Source organism: Variovorax sp. UC74_104 (assembly GCF_044055375.1).
Taxonomy (GTDB): domain Bacteria; phylum Pseudomonadota; class Gammaproteobacteria; order Burkholderiales; family Burkholderiaceae_C; genus Variovorax.
The window spans coordinates 467,133-485,888 of the sequence record NZ_CP171978.1 but is presented as its reverse complement, the minus strand read 5'-3'; the positions used below and the strand labels follow the sequence as shown (position 1 = coordinate 485,888).

General features: G+C 69.2%; 15 protein-coding genes and 1 pseudogene. 12 read left to right on the top strand and 4 right to left on the bottom strand.

Annotated elements, in window-relative coordinates; translation table 11 throughout:
* Positions 1-77 precede the first annotated feature (77 nt).
* Both ACHMXA_RS02395 and ACHMXA_RS02390 read left to right on the top strand, forming a co-directional pair.
* Entirely contained in the window at positions 78-2,129 is a 2,052-nt protein-coding gene (locus ACHMXA_RS02395; protein WP_176665247.1) for an ATP-binding protein, read from the top strand.
* Positions 2,130-2,260: 131 nt separating this feature from the next.
* Positions 2,261-2,887, top strand: a complete 627-nt coding sequence (locus ACHMXA_RS02390) for a response regulator transcription factor (RefSeq protein WP_395318175.1) — start codon at positions 2,261-2,263, stop codon at positions 2,885-2,887.
* Between the two features lie 107 nt (positions 2,888-2,994).
* Here ACHMXA_RS02390 and ACHMXA_RS02385 read toward each other — a convergent pair whose 3' ends face one another.
* From ACHMXA_RS02385 to ACHMXA_RS02375, 3 genes are all read right to left on the bottom strand, one after another.
* Positions 2,995-3,558 (bottom strand): OmpA family protein, encoded by a 564-nt coding sequence (locus ACHMXA_RS02385; RefSeq protein ID WP_395318173.1) that lies wholly within the window; start codon positions 3,556-3,558, stop codon positions 2,995-2,997.
* Positions 3,559-3,646: 88 nt separating this feature from the next.
* Complete coding sequence (locus ACHMXA_RS02380; protein WP_176665244.1) at positions 3,647-4,306, bottom strand: OmpA family protein; 660 nt, start codon at positions 4,304-4,306, stop codon at positions 3,647-3,649.
* A 197-nt stretch (positions 4,307-4,503) separates the two neighbouring features.
* Entirely contained in the window at positions 4,504-4,692 is a 189-nt protein-coding gene (locus ACHMXA_RS02375) for a hypothetical protein (protein ID WP_395318170.1), read from the bottom strand.
* Between ACHMXA_RS02375 and ACHMXA_RS02370 the strand changes: the two genes are divergently transcribed.
* Entirely contained in the window at positions 4,691-5,839 is a 1,149-nt protein-coding gene (locus ACHMXA_RS02370) for a murein transglycosylase A (protein ID WP_395318168.1), read from the top strand. The two genes, ACHMXA_RS02375 and ACHMXA_RS02370, sit on opposite strands and share 2 nt — an antisense overlap.
* A gap of 192 nt (positions 5,840-6,031) precedes the next feature.
* On the top strand, positions 6,032-8,278 hold the full coding sequence (locus ACHMXA_RS02365) for a PhoX family protein (RefSeq protein ID WP_395318166.1): 2,247 nt from the start codon (positions 6,032-6,034) through the stop codon (positions 8,276-8,278).
* Positions 8,279-8,399: 121 nt separating this feature from the next.
* Here the strand turns inward: ACHMXA_RS02365 and ACHMXA_RS02360 are convergent, their stop codons facing one another.
* Positions 8,400-8,864 carry an Lrp/AsnC family transcriptional regulator gene (locus tag ACHMXA_RS02360; RefSeq protein WP_176665240.1) on the bottom strand — a complete coding sequence of 155 codons (465 nt, stop codon included), beginning with the start codon at positions 8,862-8,864 and terminating at the stop codon, positions 8,400-8,402.
* A gap of 105 nt (positions 8,865-8,969) precedes the next feature.
* On the opposite strand from ACHMXA_RS02360, the gene mdeB reads away from it, so the two are divergent.
* The 8 genes and pseudogenes from mdeB to ACHMXA_RS02320 all read left to right on the top strand — a co-directional run bounded on the left by mdeB (position 8,970) and on the right by ACHMXA_RS02320 (position 18,748).
* The gene (gene mdeB, locus ACHMXA_RS02355) at positions 8,970-11,630 is read left to right on the top strand and encodes an alpha-ketoglutarate dehydrogenase (protein ID WP_395318163.1); all 2,661 of its coding nucleotides are present in this window, start codon (positions 8,970-8,972) and stop codon (positions 11,628-11,630) included.
* 65 nt (positions 11,631-11,695) lie between these two features.
* Complete coding sequence (locus tag ACHMXA_RS02350) at positions 11,696-12,472, top strand: FadR/GntR family transcriptional regulator (RefSeq protein ID WP_395318161.1); 777 nt, start codon at positions 11,696-11,698, stop codon at positions 12,470-12,472.
* A gap of 123 nt (positions 12,473-12,595) precedes the next feature.
* Positions 12,596-13,921: an MFS transporter gene (locus tag ACHMXA_RS02345; protein ID WP_395318159.1), complete on the top strand. Its 1,326-nt coding sequence runs from the start codon at positions 12,596-12,598 to the stop codon at positions 13,919-13,921.
* Positions 13,922-13,946: 25 nt separating this feature from the next.
* Positions 13,947-14,873, top strand: coding sequence for an L-threonate dehydrogenase (ltnD, locus tag ACHMXA_RS02340; protein ID WP_395318157.1), 927 nt, complete (start codon positions 13,947-13,949; stop codon positions 14,871-14,873).
* A complete protein-coding gene (locus ACHMXA_RS02335) occupies positions 14,870-15,766 on the top strand; it encodes an alpha/beta fold hydrolase (protein ID WP_395318155.1) in 897 nt (298 codons plus the stop codon). The genes ltnD and ACHMXA_RS02335 overlap by 4 nt, the downstream gene beginning before the upstream one ends.
* A gap of 25 nt (positions 15,767-15,791) precedes the next feature.
* Positions 15,792-16,805, top strand: a complete 1,014-nt coding sequence (gene denD, locus ACHMXA_RS02330) for a D-erythronate dehydrogenase (RefSeq protein WP_395318153.1) — start codon at positions 15,792-15,794, stop codon at positions 16,803-16,805.
* 5 nt (positions 16,806-16,810) lie between these two features.
* Positions 16,811-18,082 carry a 3-oxo-tetronate kinase gene (otnK, locus tag ACHMXA_RS02325; protein ID WP_395318151.1) on the top strand — a complete coding sequence of 424 codons (1,272 nt, stop codon included), beginning with the start codon at positions 16,811-16,813 and terminating at the stop codon, positions 18,080-18,082.
* Positions 18,079-18,748 (top strand): annotated as a pseudogene (locus tag ACHMXA_RS02320) (aldolase). The gene otnK and the pseudogene ACHMXA_RS02320 overlap by 4 nt, the downstream one beginning before the upstream one ends.
* Positions 18,749-18,756 lie beyond the last annotated feature (8 nt).

The window sequence follows — 18,756 nt, the reverse complement described above, 5'->3', positions numbered from 1 at the left end:
ACCGGCGGCCCGGCGAAGCCGGTTCCGCGGTGTTCCTGGAACAAGCCGCGTACCTTGCGTGTGGTGGTGTTGCCGGTATGTCTGATGCGCTGCTGACCGTCGCACCGCAGCGATGGGCGCTGCTGGCCTATGCGCGGCTGCGCTCGCTGTGGCAGCGCTGGTTCCTGTGGCTGCTGCTGGCGGTGCTGGTGTCGGTGCTGCTGGTCACGGTGGTGTGGCTCGCGGGCCGGCACGAGGTCGAGCAGGTGCAGGCCGCGCTCGACCGCGACACCGCCGACGCGGTCGCCGACCTGCGCAGCGGCTTCCAGCGCAATGCGCAGAGCCTGCGCGCCACGCAGGCGCCCGGCGCCGATCCCGCCAAGTGGCCGGAGGTGGCCGCCGCGCTGCTGCGCGAGCACCGCGAATGGCTGCGGCTCGAATGGCGCGACTCCGCGCTGCGTCCGCTGCAGGCCGTCAACACGCCCTACCGCATGCGCGTGCTCGACGAGGACACGCGCGGCCCCGAGCAGTCCGACGTGTCGCTGGCCTGCGCCGCGGCGCGCAAGCTGGGCGCGTCGGCCTATTCGCCGAGCCACTACGTGCCGATAGCGGGCGGCGGCGGCATCGAGGTGATGGAGCTGTGCGTGCCCATCGACGCGGGCGGCTACCTGGTGGCGAGCTATTCGCTGCGCGACGCGCTGATCGAACTGGTCGGCCCCACGCTCACGCGCGGCCAGGAAGTGGCCTTCACCGAGGCCGACGGCACGCGGCTGGTGGCGCTGGGCAGCTCGCGGCGCACCGGCACGCGCGTGTTCACCTCGCAGCAGCTCATCGACCTGCCGGGCGCCGCGCTGATGCTGCGCGTGGACGGCTGGCGCGCCGCACCCGACCTGTTCCCGAACATGCTCACGGCGCTGGTCACGGCGATTTCCATCGCGCTGGTGTCGGTGCTGGTGCTGCTGGCGCGCGACACGCGCCGCCGCCTGCGCGCCGAGCGCGACCTGGCCGACGCGCTGGCCTTCCGCAAGGCGATGGAAGACTCCGTCATCACCGGCCTGCGCGCGCGCGACCTGCGCGGCCGCATCACCTACGTGAACCCGGCCTTCTGCGAGATGGTGGGCTTCAGCCCCGAGGAGCTCATGGCCGGCAACGCCGAGGCGCCCGATGCTCCGTACTGGCCCACCGAACTCGCGCACGAGTACCAGCAGCGGCAGGCGCGCCGGCTGGCCGGCGGCATGCCGCCGCGCGAGGGCTTCGAGTCGGTCTTCATGCGCAAGGACGGCACGCGCTTTCCGGTGCTGATCTTCGAGGCGCCGCTGATCAACGCGCACAAGGTGCAGACCGGCTGGATGAGCGCGTTCATCGACGTGAGCGAGCAGCGCCGCATCGAGGAGCTCTCGCGCGCCAGCCAGGAGCGCCTGCAGGCCAGCGCGCGGCTGGCCACGGTCGGCGAGATGGCCTCGCTGCTGAGCCACGAGCTCACCCAGCCACTGGCCGCGATCGCCAGCTACGCGAGCGGCTCGCTCAATCTGCTGGGCCCCGACGCCAAGGGCGACCAGGGCGAGGTGGCGATGGCGGTGAAGCGCATCGCCGAGCAGGCCGACCGCGCGGGGCAGGTGATCCGCAGCGTGCACGACTTCGTGCGCCGCCGCGACCGCACGCGCGAGGCCGTCGCGCCGCAGGCGCTGATCGACGCGGTGCTGCCGCTGGTGCGGCTGCAGGCGCGCAAGCTGGGCGTGATCATCGAGGTGGTGCTGGAAGACAGCCTGCCCGCGGTCATGTGCGACCGCACGCTGGTCGAGCAGGTGCTGCTGAACCTCGCGCGCAACGCGATGCAGGCCATGGACAGCCCCGACAACGTCGGCAGCCGCGTGCTGCGGCTGCGCGTGGCGCGCGCCACGGCGGTGGGCGGTGCGGTGCAGGAGGACGGCCGGCGCTGGATCGAGTTCTCCGTGGCCGACCTGGGCAGCGGCATCAGCGAGGAGGTCGCCGAGCGGCTCTTCACGCCCTTCTTCACCACGCGCGCCGACGGCATGGGGCTCGGCCTGAGCTTGTGCCGCACGGTGGTGGAGCAGCACGGCGGGGCGCTCATGTTCGAGCCCAACAAGCCGCGCGGCACGGTCTTCAGGTTCACGCTGCCCAGTACATGATTCACCCCCAGGCTTCGCGCACTTCGTGTCGCTGCGCCAACCCCCTCGAAGGAGGCGGTGCCAGCGGCCCGGCGAAGCCGGTTCCGCGGCGCCCCCGAAGGGCTCGTGCCTGTTTTTGGAATTGAATTGATATGCAACCGCTGATCGACGGCTTGATCTTCATCGTGGACGACGACGCCAGCGTGCGCGAGGCGCTGGCCTGGCTGCTGCGCTCGCGTCGCCTGGCCAGCGAGCACTTCGCGAGCGCCGAGGCGTTCGAGCAGTTTCTCGACCATGGCCCGCTGCCGCAGCAGCCGCTGTGCCTGCTGCTGGATGTGCGCATGCCCGGCACCAGCGGGCTGGTGCTGTTCGACCGCATCGTGGAGCGCGGCCTGCTGCCGGCGATGCCGGTGATCTTCCTCACGGGCCATGCCGACGTGCCGACGGCCGTCGACGCGGTCAAGCGCGGCGCCTTCGACTTCTGCGAGAAGCCCTTCTCCGACAACGCGCTGGTCGACCGCATCGAGCATGCGCTGAGCGCGTCGCTGCAGGCACTGGAAGTGCAGCGCGCGCGCCGGGGCCTGGCCGAGCGCATCGGCGAGCTGACCGAGCGCGAGCGCGACGTGATGCGGCTGGTGGTCGAGGGCCTGCCGAACAAGCTCATCGCCGACCAGCTCGCGATCAGCGTGCGCACGGTGGAGGTCCACCGCGCGCGCGTGTTCGAGAAGATGGAAGTGAAGTCGGCCGTCGAGTTGGCCAACCGTCTGCGAGAACTCTAGCCCCGGATTCTTCGGGGAAACACTGCGGAACCGGCTTTGCCGGGCCGCTGGCGCCGCCCCCTGCAAGGGGGTTGGCGCAGCGGCACGGAGTGCGCGAAGCCTGGGGGTCAGCCCTTTTCCGCCACGAAGATTTCGACGCGGCGGTTCTGTGCGCGGCCGGCGGCCGTGTTGTTGTCCGCCAGCGGTTCGCGCGAGCCGCGGCCGTCGGTGGTGATGACCGTGGTCGAGATGCCGCGGCTCACGAGGTGGTTGCGCACGCTGTCGGCGCGGCTCACCGAGAGGCGCTCGTTGCCTTCCTCGCTGCCGGTGCTGTCGGTGTGGCCGACCACGCGCACGCTGGCGGCGGTGGCGCTCTTCAGGCCTTCGGCGACCTTGTCGAGAACCTGCGCGAGGTTGCGTTTGACGTTGGAGCGGCCGGTGTCGAACGACAGCTCGTTCGGGATCACCAGGTGAAGCTGGTTGTCGGTGGTCTGCTCGATCACGACGCCCGTGCCCTTGGTGGAGGTCTCGAGGTCCGTCTTCAGGGCGGCCAGGCGGGCTGTCCAGCTGTTGGCCGGTGCGGCCGCAGCGGCTGCGGGCGCGGGGGCCGGCGGCGGCGCCGACTGCGATGCGCAGCCCGCGATGAACAGCAACGCGGCGGCAGCCGCACCCGAAACAACAAACTTCCTCATGAGATTCCCTCTTAATGGACCAATGGAACGGTGATGGCGGGAACCGGCCTTTCAGCGCGGCCGGTTTCCCTTCGTGTGCTGGAGATCGTCAGCCTCGCGGCGCGCGCTCGCCCACGTAGATTTCGACGCGGCGGTTCTGTGCCCGGCCTGCGTCGCTGTTGTTGTCGGCGATCGGTTCGTGCGAACCGCGGCCCTCGATGCGGAAGGCCGCCGCGTTCACGCCGCGCGCCACGAGGTAGTCGCGGGTGCTGGTGGCGCGTTCGACCGACAGCGGGTTGTTGATGGCGTCCGAGCCGGTGCTGTCGGTGTGGCCGATGATGCGCACCTCTGCGTTCGGGTTGTTGCGCAGGCCGCTGGCGAACTGGTCGAGCACCGGCGCGAAGTTGGGCTTGATGTTGGCGCGGCCCACGTCGAAGGACACGTCGCTCGGGATCTGCAGCTTCAGCTCGTTGTTGGTCGTCTGCGTGACGGCCACGCCGGTGCCCTGCGTGGCGGCTTCCATCTGGCGCTTCTGGTTTTCCATGCGCTGCGACCACAGGTAGCCGCCGAGCGCGCCGGCTGCCGCGCCGACCACCGCACCGGTGCCGATGGCGCCGCGGTTGCCGCCGGTGGCCGAGCCGATGGCGGCGCCGCCCAGTGCACCGATGCCGGCGCCGATGCCGGTGTTGCGCTGCGTGTCGGTCATGCCGCCCGCGCACCCGGACAGGACGAGTGCGGCGGCGGTGGTGGCGAGTACGAACTTTTTCATGGCGATCCCTTTCAAGGTTGAATCAGGCGGGGCACAGCTCAGCCTTCGGGGAGTGCGTGATGGTACGGGCTCAAAGCCCTACGGAAAATAAGAAAAGTTTCGCCTTCGCGCATGAATGCTGCAATGATTGCTACTAAAGCAATAGCAATCGGGTGCTTGTCCGACAGTGCCGCGCGCCGGGGGACTGCACGAGCAGTTCACGTTCCGGGCGGCTTGTTCGAGCCGGTGCTGTCGCGGCCGGCTTTGGGGCCGTCTTCGGGGCCGACTTCGGGGCCGTCGTCGTCATCGTGCAATTCACCCTTTTTGCGGCCGGAAAACATGGTCCACCAGATGATCAGGATGAACACGAGTCCCGCGGCGAGGGCTTCAAGCAGAATCAAACCCATGAGAAATGGACTCCAGTGGCTGGTCGGGCTTGCGATCGTAGCAACGCTCGCCGCCTGTTCGACCGGCCCGCGCACGCCCGAACCCCCCATCCGCCCACCCGCCACCCAGCCGCGCGACCTCGGTCCGCTCACCGGCTCGCTCGCGCATCCCAAGAGCCGCTGGGTGCCGGTCGGCTGGAGCGAGCTGCCGGGCTTCGGCGAAGACCCGCTGCACGAGGCCTGGATCGCGCTGCTGGCGAACTGCTCGCGCCCCAACGCCGCCTTCGCGCCGCTGTGCCGCGACGTGCGCCAGCTCGCCATCGCCACCCCCGAAGAGCAGCGCCAGTGGATGACCGACCGGCTGCAGCCCTATCGCGTGGAAGCGCTCAACGGCCAGACCGAAGGCAAGCTCACCAGCTACTACGAACCGGTGTACGAAGCCTCGCGCGTGCCCACCGCCACCTTCAACGTGCCGATCTACCAGGCGCCCGATGGCCTCGTGCCGCGCCGCCCCTGGTACACGCGCCAGGAGATCGAGACCCTGCCCGAGGCCCAGGCCGCGCTGCGCGGGCGCGAGATCGCGTGGATGGCCGACCCGATCGACGCGCTGATGCTGCACATCCAGGGCTCCGGCCGGCTGCGCATCACCGAGGCCAACGGCTACCAGCACACCGTGCGCATGGCCTTCTCGGCCACCAACGAGCAGCCTTACCGCAGCGTGCAGCAGTGGCTCGTCAGCCAGGGTGTGACCAAGGTCGGCAAGTGGCCCGACGACACCAAGGCCTGGGCCGCGCAGAACCCCCAGCGCGTGACGCAGCTGATGTGGAGCAACCCGCGCTACGTGTTCTTCCGCGAGGAGACCATGAGCGAGGTCGATGCCGCCTTCGGTCCGCGCGGCGCGCAGGGCGTGCCGCTCACGGCCGGCCGCTCCATTGCGGTCGATCGCGAGAGCATCCCCTACGGCACGCCGGTGTGGCTTGCATCCAACGGGCCGGCGGCGCAATTGCAGAAGCTCGTGGTGGCGCAGGACACCGGCAGCGCCATCCTCGGTGCCGTGCGCGCCGACTACTTCGCGGGCACCGGCGCCGATGCGGGCCGCTTCGCGGCGAGCATGAACCAGCCGCTGCGGCTGTGGGCGCTGTGGCCGCGGCAGCTGCCCGCGCCCTGAACGAGAGGGCGCGAAACGGCGCGAAACGGCGGGCCGCGCGGGCCCGGGGATTGGCGAACGGGTCGATGAAGGGATGCTGAAAAGACCCGATTCAACCTGACCCGAGCCTGAGCAATTCACGGAGTCGTCATACGAAGTGCCTAACTTCGCGGGCTGGTTTTCCTTTCCAACCCACGAAGAAAGACATTGCGCATGACCGCAAACACCCGCACCGACGATCGTCCGGTCGAAATCGAAGACATCGGCACCAACCCCACGTCGAACCCCTCGTTCACCGACCTGATCGCCTCGCGCCTGAGCCGCCGCCACCTGTTCGGCCTGGGCGTCGGCACCGCCGGCACCGCACTGCTCCAGGCATGCGGCGGCGGCGGTGGTGGCGGCACCGCCTTCCCCGTCCTGCCCCCGGCTCCCGCACCGGCGCCTGCCCCGGCACCAGCGCCGACTCCGGCACCCAGCCCCGCTCCGATGAAGCTCGGCTTCAATGCCGTCGCCAAGAGCCTCGCCGACGTCGTCACCGTGCCCGCCGGCTACACCGCCAGCGTGCTCTACCGCCTGGGCGACCCTATTGCCTCGGGCGTTGCCGCCTACAAGAACGACGGCTCCGACGACCCCACCACCTACGACCGCCGCGCCGGCGACCACCACGACGGCATGACCTACTTCGGCATGAATGCGTCGAACAAGTGGGACCCCGTGAACGCCACGCGTGGCCTGCTCGTGATGAACCACGAAGCCATCACGTCCACGTTCCTGCACCCCGCAGGCCAGACCATCGTCAGCGGCGCGCGCACCGTCGCCGACGAAGTGCTGCGCGAGTTCTACGTGCACGGCGTGAGCGTGATCGAGGTCAACAAGACCGGCAGCGCCTGGAGCTACAAGCAGGACTCGAGCTTCAACCGTCGCGTCCATACGCTGACTGAGATGACTCTCTCGGGCCCGGCTGCCAAGACCGAATACGTGAAGACCAAATACTCGACCGACGGCAGCAAGACCCGCGGTACGGTCAACAACTGCGCCAACGGCACGACGCCGTGGGGCACGTACCTGACCTGCGAGGAAAACTGGGCCGGCTACTTTCGCCGCACCACGGCCACCGGCAGCACGCCGAAGGAGGATCTCTCCTTCCGTCGCTACGGCGTCGCCGGCAGCGGCAGCGCCATCGGCAACGGCCGCGAGCTCTGGGCCACCGTCACGCCCGATACGGCCGACAACCTGTATGGCCGCTGGAACTGTGAGGTTGTTGGCGCTACCGCCACTGACGACTACCGCAACGGCCCGAACACCTACGGCTGGGTGGTCGAGATCGATCCGTTCAATTCGTCGAGCACGCCCAAGAAGCGCACCGCGCTCGGTCGCTTCGGCCACGAAGGCGCCTGCCTGGGCCCGGTCGTGGTCGGCAAGCCGCTGGTCTGGTACATGGGCGACGACTCGCAGAACGAATACCTCTACAAGTTCGTGTCCGCCAAGGCCTGGGACGCCGCCGACATCGGTGGCGGCATCGCGGCCGGCGACAAGTACATGGACGAGGGCAAGCTCTATGTCGCCAAGTTCAAGGCCGACGGCACGGGCGACTGGCTCGAACTCAAGCTCGGTGTGAACAACATCACCGCCAGCTATTCGAAGTACGCCTTCGCCGATGCAGCCGATGTCTTGATCAACGCGCGCCACGCAGCCGATGCAGCTGGTGCGACGAAGATGGACCGTCCCGAATGGACGGCCGTCAATCCGAAGAACGGCGAGGTGTACCTCACGCTCACCAACAACTCGGCGCGTACGGTCACCGGTACCGATGCAGCCAATCCACGTTCATACAACGATCCCAAGGGGCCGAGCCAAACCGCGCAGAAGGGCAACCCGAACGGCCACATCATCCGTTTCGCGGATGCCGGTAGCGATCCGGCAGCCGTCACTTTCAAGTGGGACGTGTATCTCTTCGGCGCGCGCTCGACCGCATCGGCCGATGTGAACCTGTCCGTCCTTGGCGCCGACAACGACTTCTCCAGCCCTGACGGTATGTGGTTCAGCCAGGCCGCGCCCGGCCTGCTGTGGATCGAAACCGACGACGGCAAGTACACCGACGTGACCAACTGCATGCTGCTCGGTGCCCTGCCGGGCAAGGTCGGCGACGGCAGCGCGAAGACCATCACCAACGTCGACGGCGCTACCACGGCCACGCAAGCCACCTTCGTGGGCAAGGCCCCTGGCACCGACGGCCTGCGCCGCTTCCTGGTCGGCCCGGTGGACTGCGAGATCACGGGCATCGCTGAATCGGGTGACGGTCGTGCGTTGTTCGTGAACATCCAGCACCCGGGCGAAAATTCGCCGGATGCCACCAAGCCGGATACGTTCCTGAGCCACTGGCCGGACGGCGCGAAGACCCGCCCGCGCTCGGCGACCGTCGTCATCACCAAGAACGACGGCGGCCTGATCGGCCTCTGATCGGCGCAACAACCTGCCTCTTCCGGGAGACACCACGGAACCGGCTTCGCCGGGCCGCAGGTGTCGCCCCCGGCGAGGGGGTCGGCGCAGCGACACGCAGTGCGCGAAGCCTGGGGTGTGCCTATTTCGGCAACGGCAGCGCCGTCTTGTATCTCACCTGCTTGAGCGCGAAGCTGGAGCGGATCTTCTCGATCCCCGGAATCGGCGTGAGCTGTTCCAGGATGAATTTCTCCAGCGCCGCCATGTCCGCCACCGCGATGCGGATCAGGTAGTCGCTGTCGCCCGTCATCAGGTAGCACTCCATCACCTCGTCGTGCTCGGCGATGCGCTGCTCGAAGTCGGCCAGCGACTGCTTGCTCTGCGTGGTGAGGCTGATCGAGATGAACACATTGAGCCCGAGGCCCAGCGCCTTGGCACTCGCGAGCGCGACGTAGCGGTCGATCACGCCGTTGGCCTCGAGCACCTTCACGCGCGAAAGGCAGGGCGAGGGAGACAGGTGCACGCGCCGCGCGAGTTCCACGTTCGACAGCGCGCCGTCGCGTTGCAGCTCGTCCAGAATGCGCAGATCGATCGCGTCCAGTTGCATGAAATGCCGTTTATTTTGAATTCGGCGGAATTTTATGCTGCGACGGGAACGCGGGTTTGGCTTCGCCGGTAGCTAATTCTCCCCATTGCGGCCTAAAGTGCCGACATGAACGCCCCGATTTCGCCCGACCAGATGCGCGCCCTGCTGCTGGATGAAACGCAGCTCTCGCACGACCCCGACCCCGCAGAGACCGCCGAATGGCGCGATGCCTTCGTCGCGCTGGCGCAGACGCAGGGGCCGCAGCGCGCCAGGCAGATGCTGGTCGAGCTGGCGCGACTCGCGCGGCAGCAGCGCATCGGCTGGCAGCCCGAACTCGCCACGCCGTACGTCAACACCATCGCGGTGGAAGACCAGCCGCCGTTCCCGGGCGACCTCGCCATCGAGGAGAAGCTGGCCTCGCTGATGCGCTGGAACGCGCTCGCGATGGTCGCCAAGGCCAACCAGGCATACGGCGAACTCGGCGGCCACATCGCCAGCTATGCGAGCGCGGCCGACCTGTTCGAGACCGGCTTCAACCATTTCTTCCATGCGCGCAGCGAGCACCATCGCGGCGACCTCGTGTTCTTTCAGCCGCACAGCGCGCCGGGCGTGTACGCCCGCGCGTATCTCGAAGGCCGCCTGAGCGAGGAAGACCTGAAGCACTACCGCCAGGAGCTCACCGCGCCGGCCTTCGCCGAAGGCAGCGGCGCGCGCGGACTGTGCAGCTATCCGCATCCGTACCTGATGCCGGATTTCTGGCAGTTCCCGACCGGCTCGATGGGCATCGGCCCCATCAGCTCGATCTATCACGCGCGCTTCATGCGCTACCTCACGCACCGCAACCTGCTGAACTGCGAAGGCCGCAAGGTGTGGGGCGTGTTCGGCGACGGCGAGATGGACGAGCCCGAGTCGATGAGCGCGCTGACGCTCGCCGCGCGCGAAAAGCTCGACAACCTCGTGTGGGTCGTCAACTGCAACCTGCAGCGCCTGGACGGCCCGGTGCGCGGTAACGGCCGCATCATCGACGAGCTCGAGAAGCTCTTCGCCGGCGCGGGCTGGAACGTCGTCAAGCTCATCTGGGGCAGCGACTGGGACGGGCTTTTCGCGCAGGACGTCAGCGGCGCGCTGGCACGCGTGTTCTCCAACACCGTCGACGGCCAGATGCAGACCTTCGCGGCCAAGGACGGCCGCTTCAACCGCGACAACTTCTTCGGCCAGAACCCCGAGCTCGCGCGCCTGGCCGAAGGCATGACCGACGAGCAGATCGACCGCCTCAAGCGCGGCGGCCACGACCTCGTGAAGATCCACGCCGCCTACGCCGCAGCCGCCGCGCACCGCGGCCAGCCCACCGTGATCCTCGCCCACACCAAGAAGGGCTACGGCATGGGCAGCGCCGCGCAGGGGAAGATGACCACGCACTCGCACAAGAAGATGGGCGACGTGGACCTCATCGAGTTCCGCGACCGCTTCAACCTGCCGCTGACCGACGCGCAGGCCACCGCGATGGACTTCTACCGCCCCGCCGAGGACAGCGCCGAGATGCGCTACCTGCGCCAGCACCGCGAGGCCCTCGGCGGCGCCATGCCGCGCCGCGAGACCGCCTGCGAGGTGGTCGCCAAGCCCGACATCGCGAGCTACGCGCAGTTCGCGACCGTCGCGGCCGGCAAGGAGATGAGCACCACCATGGCCTTCGTGCGCATGCTGGGCAACCTGATGAAGGACAAGGCCCTGGGCCCGCGCATCGTGCCCATCGTGGCCGACGAGGCGCGCACCTTCGGCATGGCCAACCTGTTCAAGCAGGTCGGCATCTATTCGAGCGTGGGCCAGCGCTACGCGCCGGAAGACATCGGCTCGGTGCTGAGCTACCGCGAGGCCACCGACGGGCAGATCCTCGAAGAGGGCATCAGCGAGGCCGGCGCCATCGCGAGCTGGACGGCCGCCGCCACCAGCTACAGCGTGCACGGGCTGGCGATGCTGCCCTTCTACATCTACTACTCGATGTTCGGCTTCCAGCGCGTGGGCGACGCCATCTGGGCCGCGGCCGACCAGCGTGCGCGAGGCTTCCTGCTGGGCGCCACGTCGGGGCGCACCACGCTCGGCGGCGAGGGCCTGCAGCACCAGGACGGCAGCAGCCACCTCGTGGCCGCGACCATCCCCAACTGCAAGGCCTACGACCCGGCCTTCGCGGGCGAGATGGCGGTGATCGTCGACGCGGGCATCCGCGAGATGATGGTCGAGCAGCAGGACGTGTTCTATTACGTCACGCTCATGAACGAGAACTACGCGCAGCCCGACGTGCCGGCCGGCGCGGAAGGCGACATCCTGCGCGGGTGCTACCGCTTCGCCACTTACGCTCCCGCATCGGGCAAGGCGAAGAAGAAGGTCACGCTGATGGGTTCGGGCGCGATCCTCACCGAGGTCGTCAAGGCGGCGCAGCTGCTGGCCGACGAAGGCATCGAAGCCGAGGTGTTCAGCGTGACGAGCTGGAGCGAGCTCGCGCGCGACGGGCTGGCCTGCGAGCAGCGCGCGCTGGCGGGCGAGGCCGAGGCCGGCATGCCCTTCATCGCGCAGCAGCTCGGCAAAGGCAGCAAGGCGCCGATCGTCGCCGCCACCGACTACGTGCGCGCCGTGCCCGAGAGCGTCCGCGCCTTCCTGCCCGAAGGCCGTCGCTACATCACGCTGGGCACCGACGGCTTCGGCCGCAGCGACACGCGCGCCGCGCTGCGCGGCTTCTTCGGCGTCGATGCGAAGAGCATCGCGAACGCTGCGCGCCACGCGCTGGGCTGAACTGCAGCCGCCGCGAAAGTGGCGGGCCCTGCGTTAGAGTCGCAGGCCCCGCCACTTTCGCACCCATGACCGCCCGCTTCCAGTCCATCGCCCCCGCCGTCCGCCTGGCCGACCAGGTGGCCGATGCGCTTGCGGCCGAGGTGCGCAGCGGGCGCCTGTCCGAAGGCGACCGGCTGCCCACCGAGACCGCGCTGGCCGAGCAGTTCGGCGTGAGCCGCACGGTGGTGCGCGAGGCGGTGTCGCGGCTGAAGTCGCTGGGGCTGCTCGATTCGCGGCAGGGCAGCGGCGTCTACGTGCGCGCCGCGGGCGTGGAGCCGCTGCGCTTCGAGATGCCGCACGTGGCCTCGCGCGAGGCGGTGATCCAGATGGTCGAGCTGCGTCGTGCGCTCGAAGCCGAGGTGGCTGCGCTGGCTGCCGAGCGGCGCAGCGAAGAGGAGATGCAGCGCATTCGCGACGCCATCGCCGCATTGCATGCGGCTGTGGAAGCCGGCGGCAACGGCGCGGACGAGGACGTGCTCTTCCACCGCGCCATCGCCGAGGCGGCGCGCAACCCCTTCCTGATCGGCACGCTGCAGTACCTGCGGCAGTTCCTGCACGGCGCTACCCGCGTCACGCGCGCCAACGAGGCACGCCGCGCGGATTTCGCGCGCGAGGTGGCGCAGGAGCATGCGCGCATCGTCGAGGCGATCGAGGCCGGCGATGCGTTGCGCGCGCGCGAGGCCGCCAAGAGCCACATGGACAACGCGATCCGCCGCATCGAGCAGGCCGATCCGGTGTTCTGGCAGCAGGAGGGCGAGCAGCTCGCCCGCCCGCTGGTCGAAGGCTGGCCCGTCGGCGGCTGAGCCGACACACAAAGACACCACAAAGTCGCCGTGAGGCGCGTTTTTCGAGGGTTTACCCGGGTCGGGCAACAAAACTCAAATTTGTATGATGACCTGACAAATCATCCGAGACACAGCCTTCCAATGACTTCCTCGACCCTCCAGGCCGGCGCAGCGTCGCCCGCCGCCGCCGATGCCGCGCTCGAAAAGCGCGCCTATTCCAAGGTGTTCTGGCGCCTCGTGCCCTTCCTGATGCTCTGCTACGTGATCGCGTACCTCGACCGCGTGAACGTCGGCTTCGCCAAGCTGCAGATGGGCCAGGACCTGGGCTTCAGCGAAACCGTGTTCGGCCTGGGCGCGGGCATCTTCTTCCTGGGCTACTTCCTGTTCGAAGTGCCGAGCAACCTGCTGCTCAACCGCGTGGGCGCCCGCGTCTGGATCGCGCGGATCATGATCACCTGGGGGCTGCTCTCGGCCTGCTTCATGTTCGTGAAGACGCCCACCAGCTTCTACATCCTGCGCTTCCTGCTCGGGCTGGCCGAGGCGGGCTTCTATCCGGGCGTGATCCTGTACCTCACGCACTGGTACCCGGCGCACCGGCGCGCGCGGATCATCGCGGTGTTCATGTCGGCGATTCCCGTGGCGGGCATCTTCGGCAACCCGCTGTCGGGCTGGATCATGGACAGCTTCCACGGCGTGTCGGCCATGAGCGGCTGGCAGTGGATGTTCCTGATCGAGGCCATCCCCGCCGTGCTCATCGGCGTGGCGGTGCTCCTCTACCTCGACAACGGCATCGCCCAGGCGCGCTGGCTGAGCGCCGAGGAGAAGGCCCTTCTGCAGCGCGAGGTGGCGAAGGACGCCGCCCATGGCGCCAAGGGCCCGCACTCGGTGGCTGGCGTGTTCCGCGACGCGCGCATATGGTGGATGGCGTTCATCTACTTCGCGTTCGTCATGGGCCAATACGCACTCACCTTCTGGCTGCCCACGCTGGTCAAGGCCACGGGCGTGCAGGGCAACCTGAACATCGGGCTGCTCAGCGCCATTCCGTTCCTCTGCGCCATCGTCGCGATGAACTTCTTCGGCCGCAGCGCCGACCGCCGGCAGGAGCGCCGCTGGCACCTGATCGTGCCGGCCATGATGGGCGCGGTGGGCTTCACCGTGGCCGCCTCGTACACGCAGAACACGGCCGTGTCGCTGGCGTTCCTCTCGCTCGCCGCAGCGGGCGTGCTGACCTGCGCGCCGCTCTTCTGGTCGCTGCCCACCGCCTTCCTCACGGGCACTGCCGCCGCCGCGGGCATCGCCGCCATCAACTCGGTGGGCAACCTCGCAGGCTTCGTGAGCCCCTACCTCATCGGCTACCTGAAGGACCTCACGGGCAGCACGCAGATCGGCATGTACGTGCTGGCCGGCGCGCTGGTGCTCGGCGCCATCGGCGTGTGGTTCACGCCCAGGCAACTGGTCAACCGCTGACCGACCAACATCGAAAGAAACCTGCATGACTTCCAGCACCAACTCCCCCGTCGTCGGCCTCGTGGGCCTGGGCGCCATGGGCGCCGGCATGGCGCAGTCGCTGCGCCGCGCGGGCCATGCGCCGCATGTGTTCGACGTGCGCCGCGAGGCCGCCGAAGCCTTCGCGCGCGAGGGCGGCACGGCCTGCGCCACGCTGGCCGAGATCGGCTCGCAGTGCGACATCGTGGTCAGCGTGGTGGTGAATGCCGCACAGACCGACTCGGTGCTGTTCGGCGACGGCACCTCGCCCGGCTGCGCCGCGTCGATGAAGCCCGGCAGCGTCTTCGTGATGTGCTCCACCGTCGATCCGAACTGGTCGGTGGCGCTGGAAGCGCGCCTGGAGAAGCTGGGCATCCTCTACATCGACGCGCCCATCTCCGGCGGTGCCGCCAAGGCCGCGAGCGGACAGATGACGATGATGACCGCCGCCAGGCCCGTCGCCTACGAGAAGGCCGGCGCCGTGCTCGACGCGATGGCCGCCAAGGTCTACCGCCTGGGCGACAAGGCGGGCGCGGGCAGCAAGGTGAAGATCATCAACCAGCTGCTGGCCGGCGTGCACATCGCGGTGGCGGCCGAGGCCATGGCGCTGGGCCTGCGCGAGGGCGTGGACCCGGCGGCGCTGTACGAGGTCATCACCCACAGCGCGGGCAACAGCTGGATGTTCGAGAACCGCATGGCGCACGTGCTCGCGGGCGACTACACGCCGCTGTCGGCCGTGGACATTTTCGTGAAGGACCTGGGCCTGGTGCTCGACGTAGCGCGCGCGAGCAAGTTTCCGCTGCCCCTGTCGTCCACCGCGCACCAGATGTTCATGCAAGCCTCCACCGCCGGATTTGCGCGCGAGGACGACAGCGCCGTCATCAAGATCTTCCCGGGCATCGAGGTGCCTGCACCGAAGGGGAAAGCGCCGTGACCGACGCCACACTCAAGTTCGTCGACACGCCGCTGCTGCGCATCGGCTACGAGGAATGGAACCCCGCGGGCAAGGCCACCGCGGTGCTGGTGCACGGCTGGCCCGACAGCCCGCGCTGCTGGCACGGCGTGGCCGCGCGTCTGGCCGAGGCCGGCTGGCGCGTGCTGCTGCCTGCCCTGCGCGGCTTCGCGCCGACGACCTTCCTGCATGCGGATACGCCGCGCAGCGGGCAGCTCTCGGCGCTGGGCCGCGACCTGCTCGACTTCATCGACGCGCTCGGCCTCGATCAACCCGCGCTCGTCGGCCACGACTGGGGCGCGCGTGCGGTGGGCAATGCCTGCGGGCTGCGGCCCGGCGTCGCGAGTTCGCTCACGCTGATGTCGGTCGGCTACGGCACCAACGCACCCGACCAGCCGATGCCGCTCGCGCAGGCGCGCAACTACTGGTACCACTGGTACATGGCCACGCCGCGCGGCGAACGCACCGTGCATGACGACCGCATCGCCTTCACGCGGATGATGTGGGACACCTGGGCGCCGGCCGGCTGGTACGAGCCCGCCGAGTTCGAGGCCACCGCCGCCGCCTTCGAGGGCGACGACTGGGCGCGCGTGGTGGTGCATTCGTACCGCCATCGCTGGGGCCATGCGCCGGGCGATCCGCACTACGCGGCCGACGATGCCGCGCTCAACCCCGCGCCCGTGCTGTCGGTACCCACGCTGGTGCTGCACGGCGCCGCCGATTCCTGCAATCATCCCGACACCTCGGCCGGCAAGGAACGCTTCTTCAGCGGCCCCTACCGCCGCGAACTGCTCGACGGCGTGGGCCACTTCCCGCAGCGCGAGGCGCCCGAAGCGGTGGCCGATGCGCTGCTGCGCTTCCTGCCCGCGCTCTAGAACGAACACGAAAGACAAGACGACCATGAACATCCTCATCACCGGCGGCTGCGGCTTCCTGGGCGCCCGCCTCGCCCGCACGCTGCTCTCGGGCGGCAGCCTTGCACTGGCCGGGTCGGCCGCGCAGCCCGTCTCGCGCATGACCCTGGCCGACCGCGTGCCGCCGCCCGCCGACCTGGCGGCCGATGCGCGCGTGCAGTTCGTGCAGGGCGACCTGCTGGAGCAGCTCGCGAACGGCGCGCTGCCCATCGCCGACACGCAGCTCGTGTTCCACCTCGCCGCGGCAGTGAGCGGCGAGTGCGAGGCCGATTTCGACCTCGGCATGCGCAGCAACCTCGACGCCACGCGCGGCCTGCTCGAAGCCGCGCGCCGCGCGGGCCATGCGCCGGTGTTCGTGTTCTCCAGCTCGGTCGCGGTGTTCGGCGATTCGCCCGAGCAGCGCCTGCCCGCCGTCATCGAAGACACCACGCTGCCGACGCCGCAGAACAGCTACGGCATCCAGAAGTTCATCGGCGAACAGCTGGTGGCCGACTTCGCGCGCAAGGGCTTCGTGCAGGGCCGCAACGTGCGGCTGATGACTGTGTCGGTGCGCCCCGGCCGGCCCAACGGCGCGGCCTCGAGCTTCCTGAGCGGCATGCTGCGCGAACCGCTGGCCGGCGAACGCGCACGCTGCCCCGTGTCGCCCGACACGCCCGTCGCGCTGGCCTCGCCCGGCAACACCGTCGCGGGCATCGTGCGCGCGGCCACCGCCAGCGCCGCCGAGTGGGGGGCGCGCACGGCGGTCAACCTGCCCGCGCTGACCACCACCGTGCGCGAGATGGCGCAGGCGCTCGAACGCATCGCAGGCAAGGAGGCCACCGGCCTGATCGACTGGGAGCCCGACGCCGCCATCGCGAAGATCGTCACCAGCTGGCCCAGCCGCATCCACGCCGCGCGCGCCGAGGCGCTGGGGCTGAAGGCCGACGCCAGCTTCGATGCGATCCTGCGCGACTACGTGCGCGAGAACGCGAAGGCCGTGAAGCTTGCGCTGAAGGACTGAACGCCATGTCCAAGCTCGTGCTCGGCTGCATCGCCGACGATTTCACCGGCGCCACCGACCTCGCGAACAACCTCGTGCGCGCCGGCATGCGCGTGGTGCAGGCCATCGGCGTGCCCGAAGGCCCGCTGGATGCCGATGTGGATGCCGTGGTGGTCGCCCTCAAGTCGCGCACCATCGCGCCGGCCGAAGCCATCGCGCAGTCGCTCGATGCATTGCGCTGGCTGCAGTCGCAGGGCGCGAAGCAGATCTACTTCAAGTACTGCTCCACCTTCGACAGCACGCCCCAAGGCAACATCGGCCCCGTGACCGAGGCGCTGATGGACGCGATGGGATGCGACTTCACCATCGCCACGCCCGCCTTCCCCGACAACAAGCGCACCGTGTTCAAGGGCTACCTGTTCGCGGGCGACGTGCTGCTCAACGAGAGCGGCATGCAGAACCATCCGCTCACGCCGATGACCGACCCGAACCTCGTGCGCGTGCTGCAGGCGCAGTGCACGCGCAAGGTGGGGCTCGTCGACTACGCGGTGGTGGCACGCGGCGCCGCCGCCATCGAGGAGCGCATTGCGCAGCTCAAGGCCGAGGGCGTTTCCATCGCCGTCGTCGATGCGGTGTCGAACGACGACCTGCTGCGCATGGGCCCGGCGCTCGCGAAGATGCCGCTGGTCACCGCAGGCTCGGGCGTGGCCATCGGCCTGCCGGCCAACTTCGGCCTCGCGCCCTCGTCGCAGGCGAGCGAGTTGCCTCGGGCCGGCGGCAAGTCGGCGGTGGTCTCGGGCAGCTGCTCGCTGGCCACCAACCGGCAGGTGCTCGACTTCATCCAGCGCGGCGGCGCGGCGCTGGCCATCGATCCGCTGCGCATCGCGGCGGGCGTCGACGTCGCGGCCGAGGCGCTGGCGTGGGCAGCTCCGCTGATCGACAAGGGCCCGGTGCTCGTCTACTCCACGGCCGAGGCCGGCGCCGTGAAGTCGGTGCAGGGCCGCCTGGGCGTGGAAGAGGCCGGCGCGATGGTCGAGCGCACCATCGCCGCCATCGCGCGCGGCCTGGTCGAGCGCGGCGTGCACCGGCTGGTGGTGGCCGGCGGCGAGACCTCGGGCGCCTGCGTGCAGGCGCTGGGCATCGCGCAGATGCAGATCGGCCCGCAGATCGACCCCGGTGTGCCGTGGTGCCATGCGCGCTCCGAAGCCGCGCCCGAGGCCGGCCTGCACATCGCGCTGAAGTCGGGCAACTTCGGCAGCGACGATTTCTTCACCAAGGCATTTACAGTGCTCGCATGAACGAGAACGAAGCCCGCGAGGAGATCTGCCGCGTCGGCCGCAGCCTGTTCGAGCGCGGCTACGTGCATGCCACGGCCGGCAACATCAGCGTGCGCCTGGACGACGGCGGCTTTCTCATCACGCCGACCGACGCCTGCCTGGGTTTTCTCAATCCCGCTCGCCTGGCCAGGCTCGATTCGCAGGGCCAGCAGACCGGCGGCGACCGCGCCAGCAAGACCATCGCGCTGCACACGCGCATCTACGCCGCCGCGCGCGAGTTCGACGCGAATACTGCCTGCGTGATCCACACCCACAGCACGCACTGCGTGGCGCTCACGCTGCAGCGACCCGGCGACGAGCTGCTGCCCGCGCTCACGCCCTACTTCGTGATGAAGGTGGGTCATGTGCCGGTCATTCCGTACCACCGCCCCCGGTGCGCCCGAAGCGGCCGAGCAGGTGGCGCAGGCCATCGGGCGCTTCGGCGCCGCGGGCACGCCGATCCGCGCCGTGATGCTCACGCGCCTGGGTCCCAACGTGTGGCACGACACGCCGGCCGCCGCCATGGCCGTGCTCGAGGAACTCGAGGAAACCGCAAGGCTCCAGCAGCTCGCGCAGGCCGCAAGGCCCGAGCCGCTCGATGCCGATCAGATCGATGAACTGCGCCGCACCTTCGGTGCGCGCTGGTAGTACAAACA